The organism is Actinoplanes subtropicus, assembly GCF_000721705.1.
Classification (GTDB): Bacteria; Actinomycetota; Actinomycetes; order Mycobacteriales; family Micromonosporaceae; genus Actinoplanes; species Actinoplanes subtropicus.
On sequence record NZ_JOJL01000050.1, the window covers coordinates 15,801 to 35,127 of the forward strand.

Annotated in this window: 16 protein-coding genes; 5 read left to right on the top strand and 11 right to left on the bottom strand. The window is 73.2% G+C overall.

The window, feature by feature from the left end; translation table 11 throughout:
* Positions 1–45: 45 nt before the first annotated feature.
* Positions 46–3,150 carry an AfsR/SARP family transcriptional regulator gene (locus IH26_RS0146770; protein WP_030442780.1) on the top strand — a complete coding sequence of 1,035 codons (3,105 nt, stop codon included), beginning with the start codon at positions 46–48 and terminating at the stop codon, positions 3,148–3,150.
* Here IH26_RS0146770 and IH26_RS0146775 read toward each other — a convergent pair.
* Genes IH26_RS0146775 through mptB form a run of 4 tightly spaced genes read right to left on the bottom strand, consistent with a single transcriptional unit; the run spans position 3,076 to position 7,380 of the window.
* Positions 3,076–3,870 carry an ABC transporter permease gene (locus IH26_RS0146775; RefSeq protein WP_051809791.1) on the bottom strand — a complete coding sequence of 265 codons (795 nt, stop codon included), beginning with the start codon at positions 3,868–3,870 and terminating at the stop codon, positions 3,076–3,078. The two genes, IH26_RS0146770 and IH26_RS0146775, sit on opposite strands and share 75 nt — an antisense overlap.
* Positions 3,867–4,829, bottom strand: coding sequence for a daunorubicin resistance protein DrrA family ABC transporter ATP-binding protein (locus tag IH26_RS0146780; RefSeq protein ID WP_030442782.1), 963 nt, complete (start codon positions 4,827–4,829; stop codon positions 3,867–3,869). Before IH26_RS0146780 ends, IH26_RS0146775 begins: the two co-directional genes overlap by 4 nt.
* Positions 4,830–4,859: 30 nt before the next feature.
* Positions 4,860–6,053 (bottom strand): glycosyltransferase 87 family protein, encoded by a 1,194-nt coding sequence (locus tag IH26_RS0146785; protein WP_030442783.1) that lies wholly within the window; start codon positions 6,051–6,053, stop codon positions 4,860–4,862.
* Positions 5,977–7,380 carry a polyprenol phosphomannose-dependent alpha 1,6 mannosyltransferase MptB gene (mptB, locus tag IH26_RS0146790; RefSeq protein ID WP_030442784.1) on the bottom strand — a complete coding sequence of 468 codons (1,404 nt, stop codon included), beginning with the start codon at positions 7,378–7,380 and terminating at the stop codon, positions 5,977–5,979. The genes IH26_RS0146785 and mptB overlap by 77 nt, the downstream gene beginning before the upstream one ends.
* 58 nt (positions 7,381–7,438) lie before the next feature.
* On the opposite strand from mptB, the gene IH26_RS0146795 reads away from it, so the two are divergent.
* Positions 7,439–8,995, top strand: a complete 1,557-nt coding sequence (locus IH26_RS0146795) for a hypothetical protein (RefSeq protein WP_030442785.1) — start codon at positions 7,439–7,441, stop codon at positions 8,993–8,995.
* A 25-nt stretch (positions 8,996–9,020) separates the two neighbouring features.
* Here the strand turns inward: IH26_RS0146795 and IH26_RS0146800 are convergent, their stop codons facing one another.
* Together IH26_RS0146800 and IH26_RS0146805 are read right to left on the bottom strand one after the other, a co-directional pair.
* A complete protein-coding gene (locus tag IH26_RS0146800) occupies positions 9,021–9,767 on the bottom strand; it encodes a GNAT family N-acetyltransferase (RefSeq protein WP_245666013.1) in 747 nt (248 codons plus the stop codon).
* Between the two features lie 22 nt (positions 9,768–9,789).
* Positions 9,790–10,728, bottom strand: coding sequence for a helix-turn-helix transcriptional regulator (locus tag IH26_RS0146805; RefSeq protein ID WP_030442787.1), 939 nt, complete (start codon positions 10,726–10,728; stop codon positions 9,790–9,792).
* 42 nt (positions 10,729–10,770) lie between these two features.
* Here IH26_RS0146805 and IH26_RS0146810 point away from each other — a divergent pair, with 42 nt between their 5' ends.
* The gene (locus tag IH26_RS0146810; RefSeq protein WP_030442788.1) at positions 10,771–11,169 is read left to right on the top strand and encodes a VOC family protein; all 399 of its coding nucleotides are present in this window, start codon (positions 10,771–10,773) and stop codon (positions 11,167–11,169) included.
* On the opposite strand, the gene IH26_RS0146815 is transcribed toward IH26_RS0146810, so the two are convergent.
* Positions 11,166–14,225 carry a bifunctional [glutamine synthetase] adenylyltransferase/[glutamine synthetase]-adenylyl-L-tyrosine phosphorylase gene (locus IH26_RS0146815; protein WP_030442789.1) on the bottom strand — a complete coding sequence of 1,020 codons (3,060 nt, stop codon included), beginning with the start codon at positions 14,223–14,225 and terminating at the stop codon, positions 11,166–11,168. The two genes, IH26_RS0146810 and IH26_RS0146815, sit on opposite strands and share 4 nt — an antisense overlap.
* Position 14,226: 1 nt before the next feature.
* Complete coding sequence (locus tag IH26_RS0146820) at positions 14,227–15,012, bottom strand: type 1 glutamine amidotransferase (RefSeq protein WP_030442790.1); 786 nt, start codon at positions 15,010–15,012, stop codon at positions 14,227–14,229.
* Between the two features lie 104 nt (positions 15,013–15,116).
* On the opposite strand from IH26_RS0146820, the gene IH26_RS0146825 reads away from it, so the two are divergent.
* Positions 15,117–15,509, top strand: coding sequence for a VOC family protein (locus IH26_RS0146825; protein WP_030442791.1), 393 nt, complete (start codon positions 15,117–15,119; stop codon positions 15,507–15,509).
* A gap of 110 nt (positions 15,510–15,619) precedes the next feature.
* Here IH26_RS0146825 and IH26_RS0146830 read toward each other — a convergent pair whose 3' ends face one another.
* Complete coding sequence (locus tag IH26_RS0146830; RefSeq protein WP_030442792.1) at positions 15,620–16,315, bottom strand: helix-turn-helix transcriptional regulator; 696 nt, start codon at positions 16,313–16,315, stop codon at positions 15,620–15,622.
* 58 nt (positions 16,316–16,373) lie between these two features.
* Here IH26_RS0146830 and IH26_RS0146835 point away from each other — a divergent pair, with 58 nt between their 5' ends.
* Entirely contained in the window at positions 16,374–17,519 is a 1,146-nt protein-coding gene (locus IH26_RS0146835; RefSeq protein WP_034217624.1) for a low temperature requirement protein A, read from the top strand.
* Here IH26_RS0146835 and IH26_RS0146840 read toward each other — a convergent pair.
* Together IH26_RS0146840 and IH26_RS0146845 are read right to left on the bottom strand one after the other, a co-directional pair.
* Positions 17,516–18,436, bottom strand: coding sequence for a sensor histidine kinase (locus tag IH26_RS0146840; RefSeq protein ID WP_030442794.1), 921 nt, complete (start codon positions 18,434–18,436; stop codon positions 17,516–17,518). The two genes, IH26_RS0146835 and IH26_RS0146840, sit on opposite strands and share 4 nt — an antisense overlap.
* A gap of 2 nt (positions 18,437–18,438) precedes the next feature.
* The gene (locus IH26_RS0146845; protein ID WP_169789923.1) at positions 18,439–19,299 is read right to left on the bottom strand and encodes an MEDS domain-containing protein; all 861 of its coding nucleotides are present in this window, start codon (positions 19,297–19,299) and stop codon (positions 18,439–18,441) included.
* Positions 19,300–19,327 lie beyond the last annotated feature (28 nt).

Genomic DNA, 19,327 nt, shown 5'->3' on the forward strand with positions numbered 1-19,327 from the left:
CCCTGGACCGAGAACCTGCTTGCCGGGCCGGGCAGAATCGTAGCCGTGGACATCGCGGTGCTCGGGCCGGTCGAGTTGCGCGACGGGGGCGGCCGTGCCGTGCCGGTCGCGGGCGCCCGCCTGCGTACCCTCCTGCTCCTGCTCGCTCTGGACGCTAACCGCAACGTCTCCGCCGAGCGGCTGATCGACGGTGTCTGGGGTGACGAGCCGCCGCAGGCGGCCGGGAACGCGCTGCAGGCCCTGGTCTCCCGGCTGCGCCGCGCGGCGCCCGGCCTCGTCGTCGAGTCGTCGGCGAACGGCTACCGGCTCGCCATCGAGCCGGATAAAACCGATATCGCCAGATTTGTCAAGTTGGCCGAGAGCGAGCCGACCGAGGCCCTCAAACTCTGGCGCGGCCCGCTCGAGTTTCCCGAGGTGGCCCAGCCCGACGCCCGCCGGCTCGAGGAACTGCGGCTCAGCACGCAGCGCAAGAGCCTCGCCGCGCAGATCGGCGACCTCGACGTCGTTCCCGAGCTGGAGGGCCTGGCCGCCGCGCACCCGCTCGACGAGCAGGTGACCGGCCTGCTCATGCGGGCCCTGCAGGTGCAGGGCAACCCGGGCCGGGCGCTGGAGGTCTACGAGCAGATCCGGCGCCGGCTCGCCGACGAGCTGGGCGTCGACCCGTCGGCCGAGCTCGCGGCCCTCCACCTTGGCCTGCTGCAGGCGCCCACCCGGAAGGGCAACCTGCCCGCCGAGGTGAGCAGCTTCGTCGGCCGCGAGTCCGACGTCCGTCAGGTACGCGGGCTGATCGACGCCCATCGGCTGGTCACCCTGATCGGCCCGGGCGGCAGCGGCAAGACCCGGCTCTCCGTCGAGGTCGGCACTGGGCAGCCGGGTGAGGTCTGGCGGGTCGAACTCGCCCCGGTCAGCGACCCGGCCGAGGTGCCGCAGGCGGTGCTGAGCGCGCTCCGGCTGCGCGGCCAGGCCCTGATCGGCCGGATGGCGACGATGGCCGATTCGGTGCCGCCGCTGGTCCGGCTCAGCGAGGCGCTGGCCAGCCGCGAGCTGCTGCTCATCCTGGACAACTGCGAGCATCTGATCGCCGCGGCCGCCGAGGTGGCCGACACGCTGCTACGGGCCGCGCCGCGGCTGCGGCTGCTGACCACCAGCCGGGAGCCGCTGGGCATTCCGGGCGAGCGGCTTTACGCGGTCGAGCCGCTGGCTCTCCCACCGGTGGGTGCGGATGCCACGACCGCTTCCGCTTTTCCGGCCGTACGGCTGCTGCTCGATCGCGCCGCGGCGTTCGTCCTGACCGAGGCGAACGTCGAGGCCGTGGTCCGGATCTGCCGGGCGCTGGACGGCATGCCGCTGGCGATCGAGCTGGCCGCCGCCCGGCTGCGTACCCTGCCGGTCGGGGTGCTGGCCGACCGCCTGGCCGACCGGTTCCGGCTGCTCACCGGCGGCAGCCGGGCCGCGCTCCCCCGCCACCAGACACTGCGCGCGGTGGTCGACTGGAGCTGGGACCTGCTCGGCGACGACGAGCGGCGGCTGTGGCGGCGGTTCGCGGTCTTCCACGGCGGCGCCGACGTGCCGGCCGTGGAGCGGGTCTGCGAGGCCGACCTCGACCTGATCGGCACCCTGGTGGACAAGTCGCTGCTGGTGCTCGGCCCGGACGGCCGCTACCGGATGCTGGAGACGATCCGCGAGTACGGGTTGGAGCGGCTGGCCGAGGCCGGCGAGTCCGATTCGCAGCGGCTGGCCCTCGCCGGCTACCTGCTGGCGCTGGCCGGCGAGGCGGAACCCCGGCTGCGCACCGCCGAGCAGCTGGTCTGGCTGCGCCGGCTGACCGTCGAGCACGACAACATCCACGCCTCGCTGCGGGCCGCGATCGAGGCCGGCGACCGGGCCACCGCGGCCGCGCTGGTGGCTCAGGTCGGCTGGTACTGGTGGCTGCGCGGGCACCGGATGGAGGGCGCCGTTCTGGCCGCCGAGGTCGCGGCGATGCCGGGCGAGGCGGACGCGGAAGACCTGGCGCTCGCCCACACGTTCGCCGCGATCAACGGGCTCGAGGGCGCGCTGCCGATGGCCGCGGTGCAAGAGCATTTCCTCGCGGCCGAGGCGCACGGTGCCGGGCCGGACGCCAAGCATCCGGCGCTGCGCCTGCTGAAGCCGCTCGCGGCCATCTTCGAGAACCCCGACCTCACCAGCGGCTTCCGGGCCATCCTGCCGCTGTTCGAGGACGACGACGCGTGGCTGCGCGCGGCGGCCAAGATGATCGTGGCGCACCTGCGGCTGAACTTCGGGCACAGCGGCGAGGCCGCCGTCGCCGACCTGCGGGCGGCGCTGGCCGGGTTCCGCTCGGTCGGCGAGCGCTGGGGCATGGGCTTCTCGCTGAGCGCGCTCGGCGACATGGCCGCGGCCGACGGCGACTTCGCGCAGGCGGTGCGCTGGCAGCGGGAGGCGGCGGCGCTGATCCGCGAGGTCGGCATCCGGGAGGACCTGCCGCAGCTCGAGGCGAAGATGGCGCATCAGCTGTGGCTGGCCGGCGAGCGGGACGAGGCGCTGCGGGTGCTCAAGCAGGCCCAGCAGGAGGCGGCCGAGATCGGCCTGCCCGAGGTGCTGGCCTCGGTGCACTACGGCTACGCCACGGTGGCCCGGTTGGTCGGCGACCTGGACGAGGCGCGCGACATGATCTCCCGGTCGGCCGGGATGATGTCCAACCCCGCGTTCGCCCCGCAGTTCGGCGCGATGACCCGCACCACGCAGGGCCTGATCGAGGCGGCGGCCGGCCATCTGGCGCTGGCCCGCGGCTACCACGAGGAGGCGATGCGGATCTCGGTCGGCTCGCGGGACGCCCCGGTGGTGGCGATGTCCCTGGTCGGGGTGGCCGACCTGGTGCTGCGCGAGGGCGACCCGGAGCACGCGGCGTACCTGCTGGGCGCGGCGGACGCGGTCCGCGGCTCGGCCGACCAGACCGTGCACGACGCCGCGGACGTCGAGCGGGAAGCCCGCGCCGCACTGGGCGACGCGGGCTTCGAGGCGGCCTACCGCCGGGCGGCCGCGGTGACCGTGGCCACCGCGGCCGAGGCGGCCGGCTTAGACGCGGCGGCGGAAGGCCCAGACCGAGAGCGGGGCGAAGACCACCAGCAGGATGGCCGCCCAGACCAGTGACTGGGTGACCGGCGTGCCGGTCGCCCCGCCGCCGAGCAGGGCACGGACCGCATCGGCGAGGATCGACACCGGGTTGACCTTGACCCAGGCCTGCAGCCAGCCCGGCATGGTCGCGGTCGGCGCGAACGCGTTGCTCGCGAAGGTCAGCGGGAACAGCAGCACGAAGCCGAAGATCTGCACCTTCTCCGGCTCGTTGACCAGCATCGCCACCAGCACCGACAGCCAGGAGGCGGCAAAACCGAAAACCAGCAGCAGGCCGTACGTGATGAGCACCTCGCCCGGGCCGGTGGCGATCCGGAAGCCCAGGATCGTGCCCACCACCAGCAGCAGCGTGATCGCCCAGGCCTGCTTGACCAGGTCGGCCACGATCCGGCCGGACAGCGGCGACCACCGCGAGATCGGCAGCGACCGCAGCCGGTCGAAGACGCCCTTGCTGATGTCGGTGTTCAGCCCGACCCCGGTGTTCAGGGTGGCGAACAGCATGTTCTGCACGATGATGCCGGGCAACCCGAACGCGAGGTAGTGCGAGGTCGACCCGGAGATCGCGCCGCCGAAGACGTACGTGAAAAGCACCAGGAACATGATCGGCTGGACGCTGAAGTCGAGCAGCTCGAACGGGTTGTGCTTGATCGATACGAGGGTGCGCCAGGCGAGCGTCAGCGTGTTACGCACGGCGACGACCGGGCTGACCCGCGGCTGGACGACGTCGACGGTGGTCACGCGACGCTCCCTTCCATGTCGGCGGATTCTTCGGCGGTGTGGCCGGTCAGGGTCAGGAACACCTCGTCGAGGCTGGGGCTGCGCAGCGCCAACTCGGCGACCACCAGTCCCTTCTCGTCGAGCCGGCGCACCAGGGTGGTCAGCGCCGCCGGGTCGGTGACCGGGGCGCTGATGATCGGCCCGCGCACGCCGACCGCCCCCGAGGCGATCCCGCCGACGATCGCGGCGATCGCGTCCCGGTCGCCCTCCGCGGCCGGCCGTACGGTGACGGTCTGCGCGCCGGTCCGCGCCTTGAGCTGGTCCGAGGTGCCGGTCGCGATCACCCGGCCGTGGTCGATCACCACGATCTCGTCGGCGAGCTGGTCCGCCTCGTCCAGGTACTGCGTGGTCAGCAGCACGGTGACGCCCTCGCCGACCAGCTCGCGGATGATGTCCCACATGTCGTTGCGGCTGCGCGGGTCGAGGCCGGTGGTCGGCTCGTCCAGGTAGAGCAGCCGCGGCCGGCCGACCAGGCCGGCCGCCAGGTCGAGGCGCCGCCGCATGCCGCCGGAGTACTTGCCGGCCGCCCGGTCGGCGGCGTCGTCCAGGCGGAACTGGGTGAGCAGCTCGCGCGCCCGGGCCCGGGCCTGTTTGCGCGGTATGCCGAGCAGCCGCCCGATCAGCACCAGGTTCTCCACCCCGGTGAGGGTCTCGTCGACCGAGGCGTACTGGCCGGTCATGCCGATCAGGCTGCGCACCTGGTGCGCCTGCTTCACCACGTCGTACCCGCCCACCGTGGCGTGCCCGGCGTCCGGCCGGATCAGCGTGGCCAGCACCCGCACCGCGGTGGTCTTGCCGGCCCCGTTCGGCCCCAGCAGGCCGAGCACGGTCCCCTCGCGTACGGCAAGATCGACGCCGCCGAGGGCGGTCGTGTCGCCGAAGCGCTTGACCAGCCCCTCGGCGACGATCGCGTTCGTCATGAGCAAACTCCCGTCATTCGTTGACGGATCTCACCCTGCCCCGGACCGCTGACAAGCCGCTGACATCTCGGCCGGCGCCGTGTCAGGCCGCGTCAGCGGGCGCGGGGCGACGAGCGGCGTCCAGGCCAGCAGGGCCAGGCTGAAGTAGACGTAGATGTTCCCGCCGAGGATGTACAGCGGCGGGCGCGGGCCCTTCTCCCAGAGCCAGGCCAGGTGCGAGGTCATCAGCAGGTACGCCGAGCCGGCCAGGTACACCAGGCGGCGGTCCGGGCGGGACAGCCCGGTGTCGACGCAGCGGACCAGCGCCGGCATCAGCCACACGCAGTGGTGGATCCAGGTGACCGGGCTGACCAGGCAGCCGACCACCCCGGTCAGCGCGAGCCCGCCCATCACGTCCGCGGGCTCCGTGCGTACGCGATAGATCCAGAACGCCAGGGTGACCAGCACGCAGGCGAGCCACACCTTCGACTCCACCTGGGCGATCGGCAGCCGGGCCAGGAAGCCGCGCTCGGACTGGTTGGAGAGGAACGAGAGCACGCCGACCCGGTTGGTGTCCCACAGCGCCGACGTCCAGAACTCCCGTGACTCGTTCGGGAAGACCGCGCCGCCCAGCAGCGTCGCCGCGGCCGCGGTGCCGGTCGCGACGCCGGCCGCCCGCCACCGCTTGGTGATCAGCAGGTAGAGGATGAAGACGCCCGGGGTCAGCTTGATCGCGGTGGCCAGGCCGATCCCGGCGCCGGCCCAGCGCCGGCCGCGCGCCACGCCGAACAGCATGTCGCCGGCGACCAGGGTGAGCAGCAGCGTGTTCACCTGGCCGAAGGTGATCGTCTCGCGGACCGGCTCGAAGACGAGTGCGGCGCAGCAGGCCACGCCGAAGGCGAACCAGAGCGGCCCGGGCATCCGCTTGAGCAGCGGCCCGGCGAACCACCAGACCAGCAGCGCGGTGGTCAGCACCGTGGCGATCACGGCGATCACCACGACGGCGCCGAACGGCAGCATCGCCATCGGCGACATGACCAGGCCGGCGAAGGGCGGGTAGGTGAAGCCGTACGGCGTGCCCGGCCGCAGCCAGTCGTAGACCATCCCGCCGTCGCCGCGGAACCAGTAGTGGATCGCGCCGTAGTAGACCTTGGAGTCGAAGTACCCGTTACGGAGCTCGGCGAGGTAGTCGATCGCCAGCGTCAGGAGCGCCAGCAGCGACAGGATGAGGACTTTTGGCTTCATGCGCGGCTTTCAAATATGTTATGCCGAGGTAGGCCAGCATAACGGTCATTGCGATCGCGCCGGGGGCTCGCGTGGGAAGAGCCAGGTTGTACCCGTCGGGCAGGCACAGCGCCGCCGCCACCGCGCACGGAATTACCAGCCACCGCGTCTCCCGGCGGACCGTGGCGGCGAGCGGCACCAGCGCCCAGATCGCGTACCAGGGATGGAAAACCGGGGCGAGCACCACGGTCGCCGCGAGCGCATAGGCCGCGTAGCGCAGCGGGTCGGCGAACCGGGCCCGCCACCAGAGCCCGGCCAGCACCCCGGCGAGCAGCACGATCCCGATCACCCGGGTGACCGGCACGGCGTTCACGCCGAAGAGCTTGACGACCAGGCCCACGGCGGTGGCCGGCGAGGTCCACTGCACCGAGGCGCCGCTGCCGGAGAGATTGGTGATCCACCCGAGCCCGCGCCCGGCCACCAGCGACACGGCCAGCAGCGCGACGACCACCCCGGCGATCATCGGGAGCACCGCCCGCCAGCGCCGCCCCGGCCACACCATGAGCAGCGCGAACGGCACCACCACCACGGCCGTCGCCTTGACCCCGATCGCCAGTCCGAACAGCACTCCCGCCGCGATCGGCCGGCGCACGACCGCGAGCGCCAGGCCGGCCACCAGGAAGCCGACCATCACCGCGTCGTTGTGCGCCCCGGAGATCAGGTGGATCGGCACGAGCGGGCAGGCCAGCGCCAGCCACACCGCCCGCTCCACCGGCACTCCGGCACGCCGGGCCAGCGGCGGCAGGCACACCGCGATCAGCGCCACCCCGAGCACCGCGATCGCCCGCAGCACCGCGATCGTGCCGGCCAGCGAGTGGCCGAGCTTGGCCGCCAAGGCGGCCAGCAGCAGGAAAACCGGGCCGTAGGGGGCCGGGGAGGCACGCCAGGTGGGTGCGACGGCGTCGGCCCAGGGGCATCCCAAAAGATCCACCCCGCCTGCGTACGGGTCGAGCCCGGCACCCTGCTGCCAGCCCTGACACGCGTACGAGTACATGTCGTAGCTGCCCAGGGGCAGAAACGGCAGCAGCGGCACCATCCACAGGACCGCCGTCACGTAGGCCCACCGGGTCGAGGGCACGTGCTTGCGCCCGGCCCACCACGCGCCGATCAGCAGCGCCGTCCCGAACAGCCAGGCGAGCGGCAGCACCACCCCGTTCTCGCCGCGGAAGATGGTGAGCGGGGTGATCGTCGGGTGCCACGGTCTCGACGCGCCACCGAGCCAGGCGGCGACCGCGAGGAGCAGACTGCCTGCCAGGCCCGCGTATCGGACCAGGGCGGGGCGGGACATGGCGAGCACCCTACCGCGACGGCCGGCCACCGCCGGGCCGCCCGGTAGGGTCAGGCGCGTGGTGGCGCGGTACCGGCTCGAGTGGGGCACGGCTCTCACGGCGGCCGTGCTCGGCGTCGGCTACCTGCTGCTGCCCGCGCTGGGCTCGGACCTGTCCGCCCAGGTGGCCCGGGCCGAGTTCTTCGCCGACCACGGGTATACGCCGATCGACCTGCGGTGGTATGCCGGGGTCGACCAGTTCGGCTACAGTCTGCTGTCCCAGCCGGTGATGGCGCTGGTCGGCGTACGGCAGACCGGGGTTATCGGTCTTGTGCTGGCCGCCACGCTGCTGGCTGTGCTGTTGCGGCGGACGTCCGCGCCGCGACCCTGGCTCGGCGCGCTCGCCGGGATCGCCTGCGTGGCGGGAAATCTGGTGAGCGGGCGGGTCACGTACGGTCTCGGAATCGCCCTTGGCCTTGGCTCTTTGGCCTTGCTCACCTGGCCGCGGTGGCGCTGGCTCGCGATCGTGCCGGCCCTGGCCGCGAGCGCCACCAGCCCGGTCGCCGGCCTGTTCCTGGGCCTGGCCGGCGCTGCGCTGCTGCTCAGCGGGCGCAAGATCGACGGGCTGCTGGTGGCGGTGCCGGCCGCGGTGCCGCTGGCGCTTACCGCGCTGCTGTTCGGCGACGGCGGCTGGATGAACATCAGCCACACCGACACGCTGCGCGCGGTGGTGGCGAGCCTGGCGGTGGCCGTGCTGGTGCCGCATCGGGCGGTACGGATCGGGGCGCTGCTCTCCGCGCTCGGCGTGCTCGGGGCGGCGCTCGTGCACACGCCGGTCGGGCTGAACGCCACCCGGCTGGCGGTGATGTTCACGCTGCCGCTGCTGGCCGCCTATGCCGCGGTGCCGCGCCGGGCCGGGCCGCTCGGCATGCACGAGCAGGACGGGCCGCTGGAGTTGCCGCTCTGGGCGGTGCTGATCCTGCTGGTGGTGGCCTGCTGGTGGCAGCCGCCGGTGGTGACCGGGGACGTGCGGGACATCGGCAACCCGACCGCCTCCCGGGCGTATTTCACGCCGCTGCTCGATCGCCTCGGGCAGGAGACGTTGACCGGCCGGGTGGAGATTCCGCCGACGCGCGACTACTGGGAGTCGGCGTACATGGCGGAGGTGCCGCTGGCCCGGGGCTGGTTGCGCCAAGCCGACATCGCTCGAAATCCCTTGTTTTTTACCGACATTCCCGGTACGTCGGGAACCGGGGTGGCGCTGACCGCCGACAGTTACCGCACGTGGCTCGCGAACCTGGCGGTCCAGTTCGTCGCCGTGCCCGATGCCGAGTTCACCTGGTCGGGCCGCCCCGAGGCCGACCTGGTCAAGGCCGGTATGCCGTATTTGTCGGAAATATGGCGGGGCGAGCATTGGACGCTCTACCGGGTCGCCGACGCCGATCCGATCGTCCCCAACCTGGTGTCGCAAGACGCGACCTCGGTCACCTTCACAGCCGACTCGGCCGGCGGCGTCGTCGTCCGAGTCCGCTACTACCGCTGGCTCAAGGCGACCGGCGGCGCGGTCGTGGCCGGCAGCGGCCCCTGGACTCTGGTCCGCGTCCCCGGGCCGGGCCGATACACGCTGACCAGTTAGCGAGCTGTGCGCTGTCGTTGCCGGCTCACGATCCGGGGCCGCGGTACAGCTGGACCTGATGCTCGGTCTCGGCGAAGCCGAGTGCCCGGTAGAGCCGGATGGCCTGGTCGTCGGGGTCGGCGACGATGACGAGGGTGCGCGCGCCGGGCTCGTGCCGCGCGGCGTGGCCGAGGACGGCCGACGCCAGGCCCCGGCGGCGGAAGCCGGGATGGGTCTCCACGCTCTGGAAGCGGGCGAGGTCGCCGTCGCGGAACAGCCCCGCGCCGGACCGCACCCGGCCCTCGACGAACGCCCCGTACCAGGTGCCGTGGCCGGCCTCGCAGAGGCGTCGCTGCTCGGCCACCTGGAGCTCGACGAACCGTAGCTCGCCGGGCGTCGGCGTCTCGTAGTAGCAGGCCAGGCGCAGGTCGAGCGCCTGCCGCCAGTCGTCGTCGCCGCGCAGCGCGCGGACGGCGATACCAGCGGACGGCTCCCGCAGGTGTTGCGCGGTCAGTACCGAGTTCACCTCCGCGGTCAGACCGAGGTCGTCGCCGAGGACGCCGTCGGTGCCGTCCACACCGATGGCGACGTGGCCGGCCTCGGGAAACTCCGCGGCGAACACCGCCAGCCCGTCGGCCCGCGTCGGCGGGTCGGCCAGCAGAACGAAGTTGCCCCACCAGAAGCCCGGGTTGGACGGCGTACGGACCACCAGATACCCCGGGCGTTCCTCGACGCTCGAGCCCGCCATCCGCCGGAGCATCAGGTCGGTACGAAACCCGAGCGAGCGCAGCATCACGCGCCCACTGTATCGACGGTTAGCTGTTCCAGGCGGCGACGCGCGCCGCCCAGGCACGGACCAGGTCTTTGAGCTCGGCGGGCTCGGTCACCACGAAGGGCAGGCCAAGCCCGGCCAACATGCCGGGCAGCCAGTCGAGCCGTTCGGCGCGCAGCCGCACCGAAACCCACTCCGCCTCGGCCGGCTCGACGGTCGCCAGGCCGCGCGGCAGGCGGGAGCGCACCACGTCCGCCGCGCCCCGGACCCGCACCACGACCTGATGCCGCCATGGCGTGCCGGCCAGGCTGTTCAGGACCGCATCGGCCGGCTGGAAATCCTCGGGCCGCGCGAAGGTGCCCTCGGCGATGCGCACCCGCGTGATCCGGTCGAGCCGGAAGGTGCGCACCTCGCCGGAGGCCGAGTCGGCGCCGCTCACGTACCACCGCCCGTGGTGCGCGACCAGTCCGTACGGATGCACCGTGCGATCGCTGCGCCGCCCGCCGCGGTCGGTATAGCCGATCACCGCCGGCCGGCGCTGCCGGGTCGCCTCGGCCAGGCGCAGCAGCACCGCCGTCTCCGGCTCCGGCCCCCGCCTCGACGGTGGCGGAGAGGTGAAGTCGGCGGTCTCGAACAGCGCCTCGAGCCGACCGGCCAGCGCCCTCGGCAGCACCCGGCGCACCTTCGCGGCGGCCGCCTCCCCAGCCGGATGCGAGGTACGCACCAGACCCAGCAGGACGGCGAGCGCCTCCTCGTCGGTGAGCATCAGCGGCGGCATCCGGAAGCCGGGCGCCAGCCGGTACCCGCCGTAGCGGCCGCGCACCGACTCGACCGGCACCTCGAGGTCGATCAGGTGATCGGCGTAGCGGCGCACCGTCCGCTCGTCGACGCCGAGCCGCTCGGCCAGGGCGGGCGCGGTATGCGTACCGCCGCCCTGAAGGATCTCCAGCAGGGCGAGAACGCGCGCGGTGGGCCGGGTCATACCGGACGGATTCTGCCCGGTATCGCTCGTAGCGTCAATGGCATGACTCTTGCCTCCATCCGCATCATCACCGCCGACGTCGCCCGCCTCACCGACTTCTACGAGCTGGTCACCGGCCGGTCAGCGCGCCGGTTCACGCCCGATTTCGCCGAGATCGTCACGCCGGGCGCGACGCTCGCCATCGGCGGCGTCGCCACGGTCAAGCTGTTCGGCGAGGGCTCGGCCGAGCCCGCCGCCAACCGGAGCGCCATCGTCGAGTTCCGGGTCGACGACGTCGACGCCGAGTACGCCCGCCTCCGCGACGCGATCGACGACGTCGTGCAGGAGCCGACGACCATGCCGTGGGGCAACCGCTCGCTGCTGTTCCGCGACCCGGACGGGACGCTGGTCAACCTTTTCACGCCGGTCAGCGCCGAGGCACTCGCCCGGCAGGCGCGCTAGGAGTCGAGGACGCGTTCCATCGCCGCGCGGGAGCGGCGGGTCAGCCGCAGGTAGCGGTCGACGAACTCGCCCGGGTCGCCGCCGCCGAGCAGTTGCACCGTGCCGGCCAGCTCGACCCCGTGCCGGGGCAGTTGGTCGGTCGGGCGGCCGCGGACCAGGGTGAGCGCGTTGCGGACCCGGGCCGCGAGGGTCCAGCCGGCCTCCATCGCGGCCGCGTCCACCTTGTCGACCAGGCCGGCCGCGACCGCGGCGGCCAGCGCCTCCAGGGTCTGCGTCTTGCGGAGGTCGGGCAGCGCGTACGCATGCCGCAGTTGCAGGAGCTGCACCGCCCACTCGACGTCGGAGAGGCCGCCCCGGCCCAGCTTGGTGTGCGTGTTCGGGTCGGCGCCGCGGGGCAGCCGCTCGGTCTCCACCCGGGCCTTGATCCGGCGGATCTCGATGACCTGCTCGCGGGTGAGGCCGCCGGACGGGTAGCGCATGGTGTCGGCGAGCCGCTCGAACTCCCGGCCCAGCGACTCCTCGCCGCAGACGAAGCGGGCCCGCAGCAGCGCCTGCGCCTCCCACAGCTTCGACCAGCGGGCGTAGTACTGCTGGTAGGCGCCGAGGCTGCGGACCAGCGGACCCTGCCGGCCCTCCGGGCGCAGGTCGGCGTCGATGCCCAGGGGCGGGTCGGGGGCGGGCGCGGTGAGCAGCCGGCGCAGCTCCTCGGCGATCGCGTGGGCGGCCGCGCTGGCCTCGCTCTCCGGCGTGCCGGCCGGCGGGTCGTACACGAAAAGCACGTCGGCGTCGGACGGGTAACTCATCTCGTAGCCGCCGAGCCGGCCCATCCCGATGATCGCGAAGCGCAGGCCGGCCGGGCCCGGCTTCGCTGCGCGGGCCGCCTTGAGCACCGCGTTCAGCGTCGCGTCGGTGACGTCGGAGAGCGCGCTGCCGAGCGTCTTGACGTCGATCGGCCGCGCGGGCGCTGTGCTGCTACCGGCGCCTGGTCCTACGGACGGCGCGGAGAACCCGGACCCCTCCGGGGTCGGGTCACCGGCGTTGCTGAGGATGTCGGCGCAGGCCAGCCGGAACAGCTCGCGGCGGCGCAGCGCGCGGACCGCGGCGGTGGCCTTCGAGGCGTCGCCGGAGTGCCGCTCGGCCGCGGCCGCGAAGCCGTCGACCAGCGCCGTCCGGCCGCGCGGCACCAGTTCGGCGTCGTCGGCCAGCAGGCGCAGCGCCTCCGGGTCGCGGGTGAGCAGGTCGGTCGCGTACCGGGAGAGGCTGAGCACCCGGGCCAGCCGGCGGGCGACCGGGCCGCCGTCCCGCAGCAGCCGCAGGTACCAGGGCGTGCTGCCGAGCTTGTCGGAGACGTCGCGGTAGTTGAGCAGCCCACGGTCCGGCTCGGGCGCGTCGGCGAACTCCTGCAGCAGCATCGGCAGCAGGGTCCGCTGGATCGCCGCGGTCCGGGTGACGCCGCCGGTCAGCGCGGTGAGGTGCCGCAGCGCGCCGGCCGGGTCGGCGAAGCCGAGGATCTCCAGCCGCTTGCGGGCCGATTCCGGGGTCATCCGCAGGGCCTCGGCCGGCACCCGGGCCACCGACTCCAGCAGCGGCCGGTAGAGCAGCTTGACGTGCAGGCGGCGGACCTGCGCGGCGTGACCCACCCAGTCGGAGCGGAAGGCCTCGACCGCGTCCCGCCCGGGCAGCGCGGTGTACCCCAACGACGCCGCGAGCCACTTGAGGCCGTGCGGATCGTCCGGCACGGTGTGCGTACGCCGAAGATTTTGCAGTTGAAGCCGGTGTTCCACGGCGCGCAGGAACCGGTACCCGCGCAGCAGCGTCTCGCCGTCCTCCCGGCCCACGTAGCCGCCGGCCACCAGCGCGCGCAGCGCCGGGAGCGTGCCGCCCGAGCGCAAGGTCTCGTCCACCCGGCCATGAACCAACTGCAGCAGCTGTACGGCGAACTCGATGTCCCGCAGCCCGCCCGGCCCCCGCTTGATCTCCCGGGACAGCTCGTTGGCCGGTACGTTCTCGATGATCCGGCGGCGCATGTCCCGGACGTCGGCGACCGCCTCGGGCCGCTCGGCCGCGTGCCAGACCAGCGGCGCGAGGTCGTCGATCCACTCCCGGGCCAGCGCCAGGTCACCGGCCGCCGGGCGGGCCTTGAGCAGCGCCTGGAACTCCCAGGTGCGCGCCCACCGGCGGTAGTAGGCCTGGTGGCTGGCGAGCGTGCGGACCAGCGGGCCGCGGCTGCCCTCCGGCCGCAGCGCCGCGTCGACCTGCCAGGCGACCTGACCGCAGATTTCGATCAGCCGGGCCGCGACCATGGTGGCCGTGCTCAGGTCCTCGTCCCCGGCGGCCACGAAGATCACGTCCACGTCGGACACGTAGTTGAGCTCGTTCCCGCCGCACTTGCCCATCGCGATCACGGCCAGCCGCGGCTCGCTCGCGCCGGCCGGGAGGCCGGAAACCGCTATTTCGTACGCCGCGCCCAGGGTCTCGTCGGCGAGCCGGGACAGCGCCCCCATCGTCGGTTCGAGACCCCGGCCGCCGGTCAGATCGGCCGCCGCGATGCGCAGGAGCCCGATCCGGTACGCCCGGCGCAGCGCCGGCACGGTCGGGTCGCCCTCGACCTCGAGGTGCCCCTCGGCGTTCGGCGGCAGCCCGGCCTTGCTGGTGGCCAGCGTCTGCCACTCGTCCGGGTTGGCCACCAGGTGATCGCCGAGCGCCGACGACGCGCCCAGCACCGCGACCAGTCGCCGGCGCAGCCCGTGATCGCGGAACAGGGCCTCGAACAGCGTGTCGGTCGCCGCGTTCGGGTGGATCTCGCCGCTCGGCCCGGCCACCCGGCGGCCGTTGCCCCGGTCGGCGGCCCGACCGACCGCCTCGACCAGCCGGTGCAGCTGACGCAGTGCCAGGGTCGGGTCGGCGGTCTTGGACAGCGAGTGGATCAGCTCGGCGGCGTCGGTGCCGGTCGGCCCCTGCGACTCGGCGTCCCACAGCCGCAACCCGGTCGGCCCGAGCAGGTCGGCGCTCTTGTCGGCGAAGCCGTACCGGGCCAGACGGCTGGGCCGGGTCACGTCACTGGCCCAGCAGCGGCAGCGTCCGGCCCGTCCCGGGGTTCGGTATGTCGGCGTCCGGCAGCGTGCCCAGGGCGAGCGAGGCGAAACGGGCCGCGAACGGCTGCCACACCTCCTCGACGTCGGGCAGCACCTCGGCGACCGCGTAGACCACGGCCTCGGCGTCGTACCCCAGCTCGTCGAGGGTGACCGCGTCGTCGGCCGCCCACCGCTCGATCATCTCGACGTCGCACTCGATGTGGAACTGCACGCCCCAGGCCCGGTCGCCCAGCCGGAACGCCTGATGCGGGTAGTGGCTCGACGCGGCCAGCAGCACCGCCTTGAGCGGCAGCTCGGTGATCTCGTCGCGGTGCCACTGGATCACGTCGGGCAGCAGCGGCACCCACTTGAACAGCGGGTCGGTGTCGGCCGCGTCCCGCTTGCCGACCAGGCCCGGGCCGATCTCGGGGCCGGAGGTGCTGCGCTCGACGAGGCCGCCGTGCGCCTGGGCCAGCAGCTGGGCGCCGAGACAGACGGCGAGGGTGGGCACCCGGTTGCGGACCGCCTTGCGCAGCAGCCCCTCCAGCGCCGGGAACCAGGGCGCGCCCGGGGTGCCGTCGGAGGCCGAATACGCGTTCTGATCGCCGCCCAGCACGACCAGCGCGAGGTAGTCGTCGAGCGTCTCGGGCAGGGCGTCGCCGGCGTGCGGGCGCAGGACGGTCAGCTCCAGCCCGGCCTCGGTCAGCCACTCCCCCAGCCGGCGCGCGTCGTCGGTCGGGTCGTTCTCGATGACAAGTGCGGTTCCCACGCCCCGAGGCTAGTCCGAACCCGATCCGGAAACACCGACAGGAGGTTGTCGCCGCGCACCGCGAGGGTGGACCCAACCTTTCCCCAGCGACTAAGGAGCAAGACATGCCCGCGATCAACGGAATCGGCTGGTTCGAGATCGCCACCGACCAGCCGGCGGTGGCCGAGCGCTTCTACGGCGACGTCTTCGGCTGGCGCTTCGGCAACGACGACGGCGGCGCGACCGGCGCCGACGGCTCGGCCTACCGCGGGATCACCACGCCCGGCACCGACCGCCCGTCCGGCGGCCTCTTCCCGACCGGCGGCAAGGTCCCCAACTACGCGGTCTTCTACCTGGTGGTGGCCGACCTGGCCGCGACCTGCAAGGCGGCCGAAGCGGCCGGCGGCAAGGTACTGGTGGCGCCCCAGACGACGCCGGACGGCCTGTCCTTCGCCCACCTGCTCGACCCCTCCGGCAACCAGTTCGGCGTCTTCACCCCGCCGCCCGGCGGCGAGTGACGCAGCCGGGCCTCGGCCGGCCCACCCGGGCCGGCCCGGCCCCGGCCCAGGTAGGCCGGCCCCCGGCCAGCCGCCCGGCCCCGGCCAGCCGCCCAGCCCTCGCCCCGCTGTCAGCCGAGCGTGAGGCTGTGGACCGCGTGGTTGGGGATGTCGAAGGCCTCCGGGTCGACCACGCGGACCGGCGGCACCTCGGCGGTCACCGTGACCGAGGCGATCCGGTCGGTGCGGAAGGCGCGCATCGACTCGCGCAGCCGGCAATAGGCCGCCAGATACCAGTGTGACGGCGTGCCGATGAAGGCCAGCGGCTCGATCTCGCGCACGCTGTAGCTGCCGCCGCGGTCCTCATACCTGATCCGCAGCACGCGCCGCACCTGCAGCGCGTCGGCGATCACCCGGGGGACCGTGGCGGCCGGGCCGCCGCCGACCAGGTGGACCCGGCCGGCCAGCTCGCGGGCCGCGGCCGCGTCGGCCGGCGGCATCGCCACGACCAGCTTGCGCAGCGCCGTCGAGGCCGGGCCGTGGAACGGGGTGCCGTCGAGCCGGTGCAGCGCGAGGGCCATCGCGACCGCCTCGGCGGCGGTGAAGTTGACCGGCGGCAGGGTGTGCGCGCGGTCCAGGCAGTAGCCGCCGGTGCGGCCGGGCTCGGCATACACCGGCGTGCCGGACTGCTGCAGGGCGGAGATGTCGCGCTCCACCGTGCGCACGCTGACCTCGAAGCGGTCGGCGAGCCAGCGGGCGCTGCGCGGTCGCGGCGCGACGGCGCGAAGCTCCTCGACGAGGGCGTACAAGCGGTCGGTGCGGTTCACGGCGCACACCCTACGGAAGGGGTACGACAGAAATCGGCCGAGCACCTAGGCTGCGGCCATGGCCGAGCCCACGCCCGCGATCCGGGTGTCGACCCTGGAACTGTTCTTCGACCTCGTCTTCGTCTTCGTGATCACCCAGCTCGCTGAGTCGCTCCACGAGCACCTGGCCTGGAGCACGCTCGGCAACGTCCTGCTGATCCTGGCCGTGGTCTGGTGGATGTATTCGGGCTACGCCTGGCTCACCAACGCGGTCGCGCCCAACTCGACCACCCGGCGCACGCTTCTGCTGATCGGGATGGCCGGCTTCCTGCTGATGGCGCTGGCGATCCCCAAGGCGTTCGGCGAGTACGGCTGGCTGTTCGGGGTCAGCTACCTGGTCGTGAACGTGGTGCACACGCTGCTGTTCCGCACCGCCGGCCCGGGCGCCCGGCAGGCGCTGCGGGTGCTCGGCCCGCTCAACATCCTGGCCGCCCTGCTCGTGCTGGCCGGCGGCCTGGTGCCCGAGCCGTGGCGGCACCTGCTCTGGCTGGCCGCGCCGGCCGTGCAGATCACCAGCAGCTACGTCCACAAGATCGAGATGCACACGATCTCGGCCGGTCACTTCACCGAGCGGCACGGCCTCGTGGTGATCATCGCGATCGGCGAGTCGATCGTCGCGGTCGGCACCGTGTTCACCCACGTCCACCTGGGCTTCCCCGAGATCGTGGTGGCAGTGCTGGGGCTGTGCGTCTCGTACTACCTGTGGTGGTTCTACTTCGCCGGCGACGACGCCCGGGCCGAGCACGTGCTGGCTCATACCGACAACCCGCGCCGCCGCGCCCGCCTCGCCCTGCAGGCCTGGGGCTACGCCCACTACCCGATCCTGCTCGGCATCGTGATCGCCTCGGTCGGCATCAAGCGGACCGTCGGCCAAGCCTTCGAACGGCTGGACTGGGCCGAGGCGCTGGCGCTCAGCGGCGGCATCGCCGTCTATCTGCTCGGGCACGCCGCGTTCCTGGCCCAGCTCCGCCTGCGCGGCGTCTACCACCGGCTGGCCTGCGCCGCGGTCGTCCTGGCCACGATCCCGCTCGGCCACCTGCGCGCCATCCTCCAGCTGGTCGCCGTCGTGGTCGTGCTGGTCGGCGCCGCGATCATCGAGGACATCCCGGAGGTGCGCCGCTCCGGCTCCACGGCCATCGGCGACTTCGGCCGTACGGGAACCTAGCGGCTGAAGCGGAACCGCACCCGATTCGCGCCGTCCCGGTGCTCGATGGAGAGCCAGTCGCTGAGCTGATTGGCCAGCCACAGGCCGACGCCCGCCGAGCGCGGATTCTCCGGCGGGCGGTATCCGGCGAGCGGGTCGGCGAGCCCATCTCCGTCGTCGATCACCTCGCAGGTGATCGACGACTGCTCGGCCCAGATGTGTATGCGCCGGTCACCCCGGCCATGGATCAGGCTGTTCAACGCTATCTCGGAGACCACCAGCAGCAGCCCGCTCACCGCCGCGCGGTCCCAGCCCAGGTTGTGTGCGATCGCCTCGATCGTCCGGCGGGCCCGGCGGACCGACAGCGGATCGGTCAGCCGCAACGCCACCAGCGGCACCGGGCTGACCGGCGGCAGCGGCTCGGCCATCGCCCGCAGCAGGTCGTCCGGCTCCTCGTAAAGCTCGCTCGGAGCGCGCCGCCCGGCCCGGACCACGGGATGGGTCCGCAGGGCGTCGGCGACGACCCGGCCGGGCAGCCGCCGGGTGTCGTACGGGCAGATCGCCCACCCCGGCAGGGTGGCGAACACGTCGTTCAGCGCCGACTCGTACCTGGTCCAGCTGTCGTGCCGCTCGCCGGCACCGAACTCCACCTCGCCGACGATGCGCACCGACGAGTACCCGCGCTCGATCGCGTCGGCGACCAGGCCCGACCACCCGGCGATGGTCGACGCGGGGCGCCGGTACCAGTCGGCGCTTTCGATGAATCTGACCTCGTCCGCGTCCGCGCCGAGGCCCTCCCGCAGCGGGCCGGCGTGGTGCTCCGGCACGACCGCGACGGCGGCCTCCCGCCGGCGCACCCCCTCGGCCAGGAACGGGGCCAGCACGGCGACGAACTTCTCGTCGTCGTCATAGATCAGGGCTTCGTGGAGGAGGGCCATCGTCAGTCCTCGAGCCGCACGCTCGGGAAGGACGCCGACCAGGTGGCCGAATCCCAGATCTCCCGGAGCAGCGGCGGCGCGGCCCGCAGCCGGGTGGGGCCGTGCCGGCCGGCGATGGCCTCGCAGGCCGTGCCGATGCTGCGCGCGCCGCTGACGTCGACGAAGCTCACCCCGCTCACGTCGAGCACCGGGGTGGGCCGGCTCCACGCCGTCTTGACCAGCAGCCGATAGACCTGGTCCGCGGCGGACCAGTCGACCTCGCCGGACAGCCGCAGCGTGCCGTCCCGGCCGGCGTGCATCCGCAGGGCGCCGTGGTGACGTGACCGCCGGGTGTGCACCATCTCGGCGAGGGCCAGGTTGCCGGGCGTCCACTCGCGGACGTCGTACGCGCAGACGGCGGTGATCGGAAGCTGCTTGGCCAGCAGGTCGAAGCGCAGCTCGCAGCCCGGCCACGCCGCCAGCGCGTCCGGCTGGTCGAGCAGGAACCCGGTCTCGACGTACACCCGCAGGCCGGTGAGCCCCTCGTCCAGGGCCGCTCGGGTGGCCGTGGCGACGACGTCCACGAGCCGGGCCGCGTCGCCGTCGTCGCCGGCCAGGCACGTCTCCCCGGCCGAGCCGACCAGCAGCATCCCACTGGCCATCAGATCACTCACCGGCAGGCCGGCGGCTCGCAGCCCCTTCTCGATCGTGGCGCCCGGCGCCCCGGGCTCGCGGTACACGTGCACCCGCTCGCACCGGGCCAGCCCGGCGACGACGTAGTCGAGCAGGCTCTGCCGGGCCTCGGCGGGCCGGTCGTAGACGAAACACAGGTGGTCATGGACGGTCAGATCGGAAACGGCGCGGACTGCCAGCACGATAGTCACTTCCCCAAGCATCATGCTCGGTCCGATT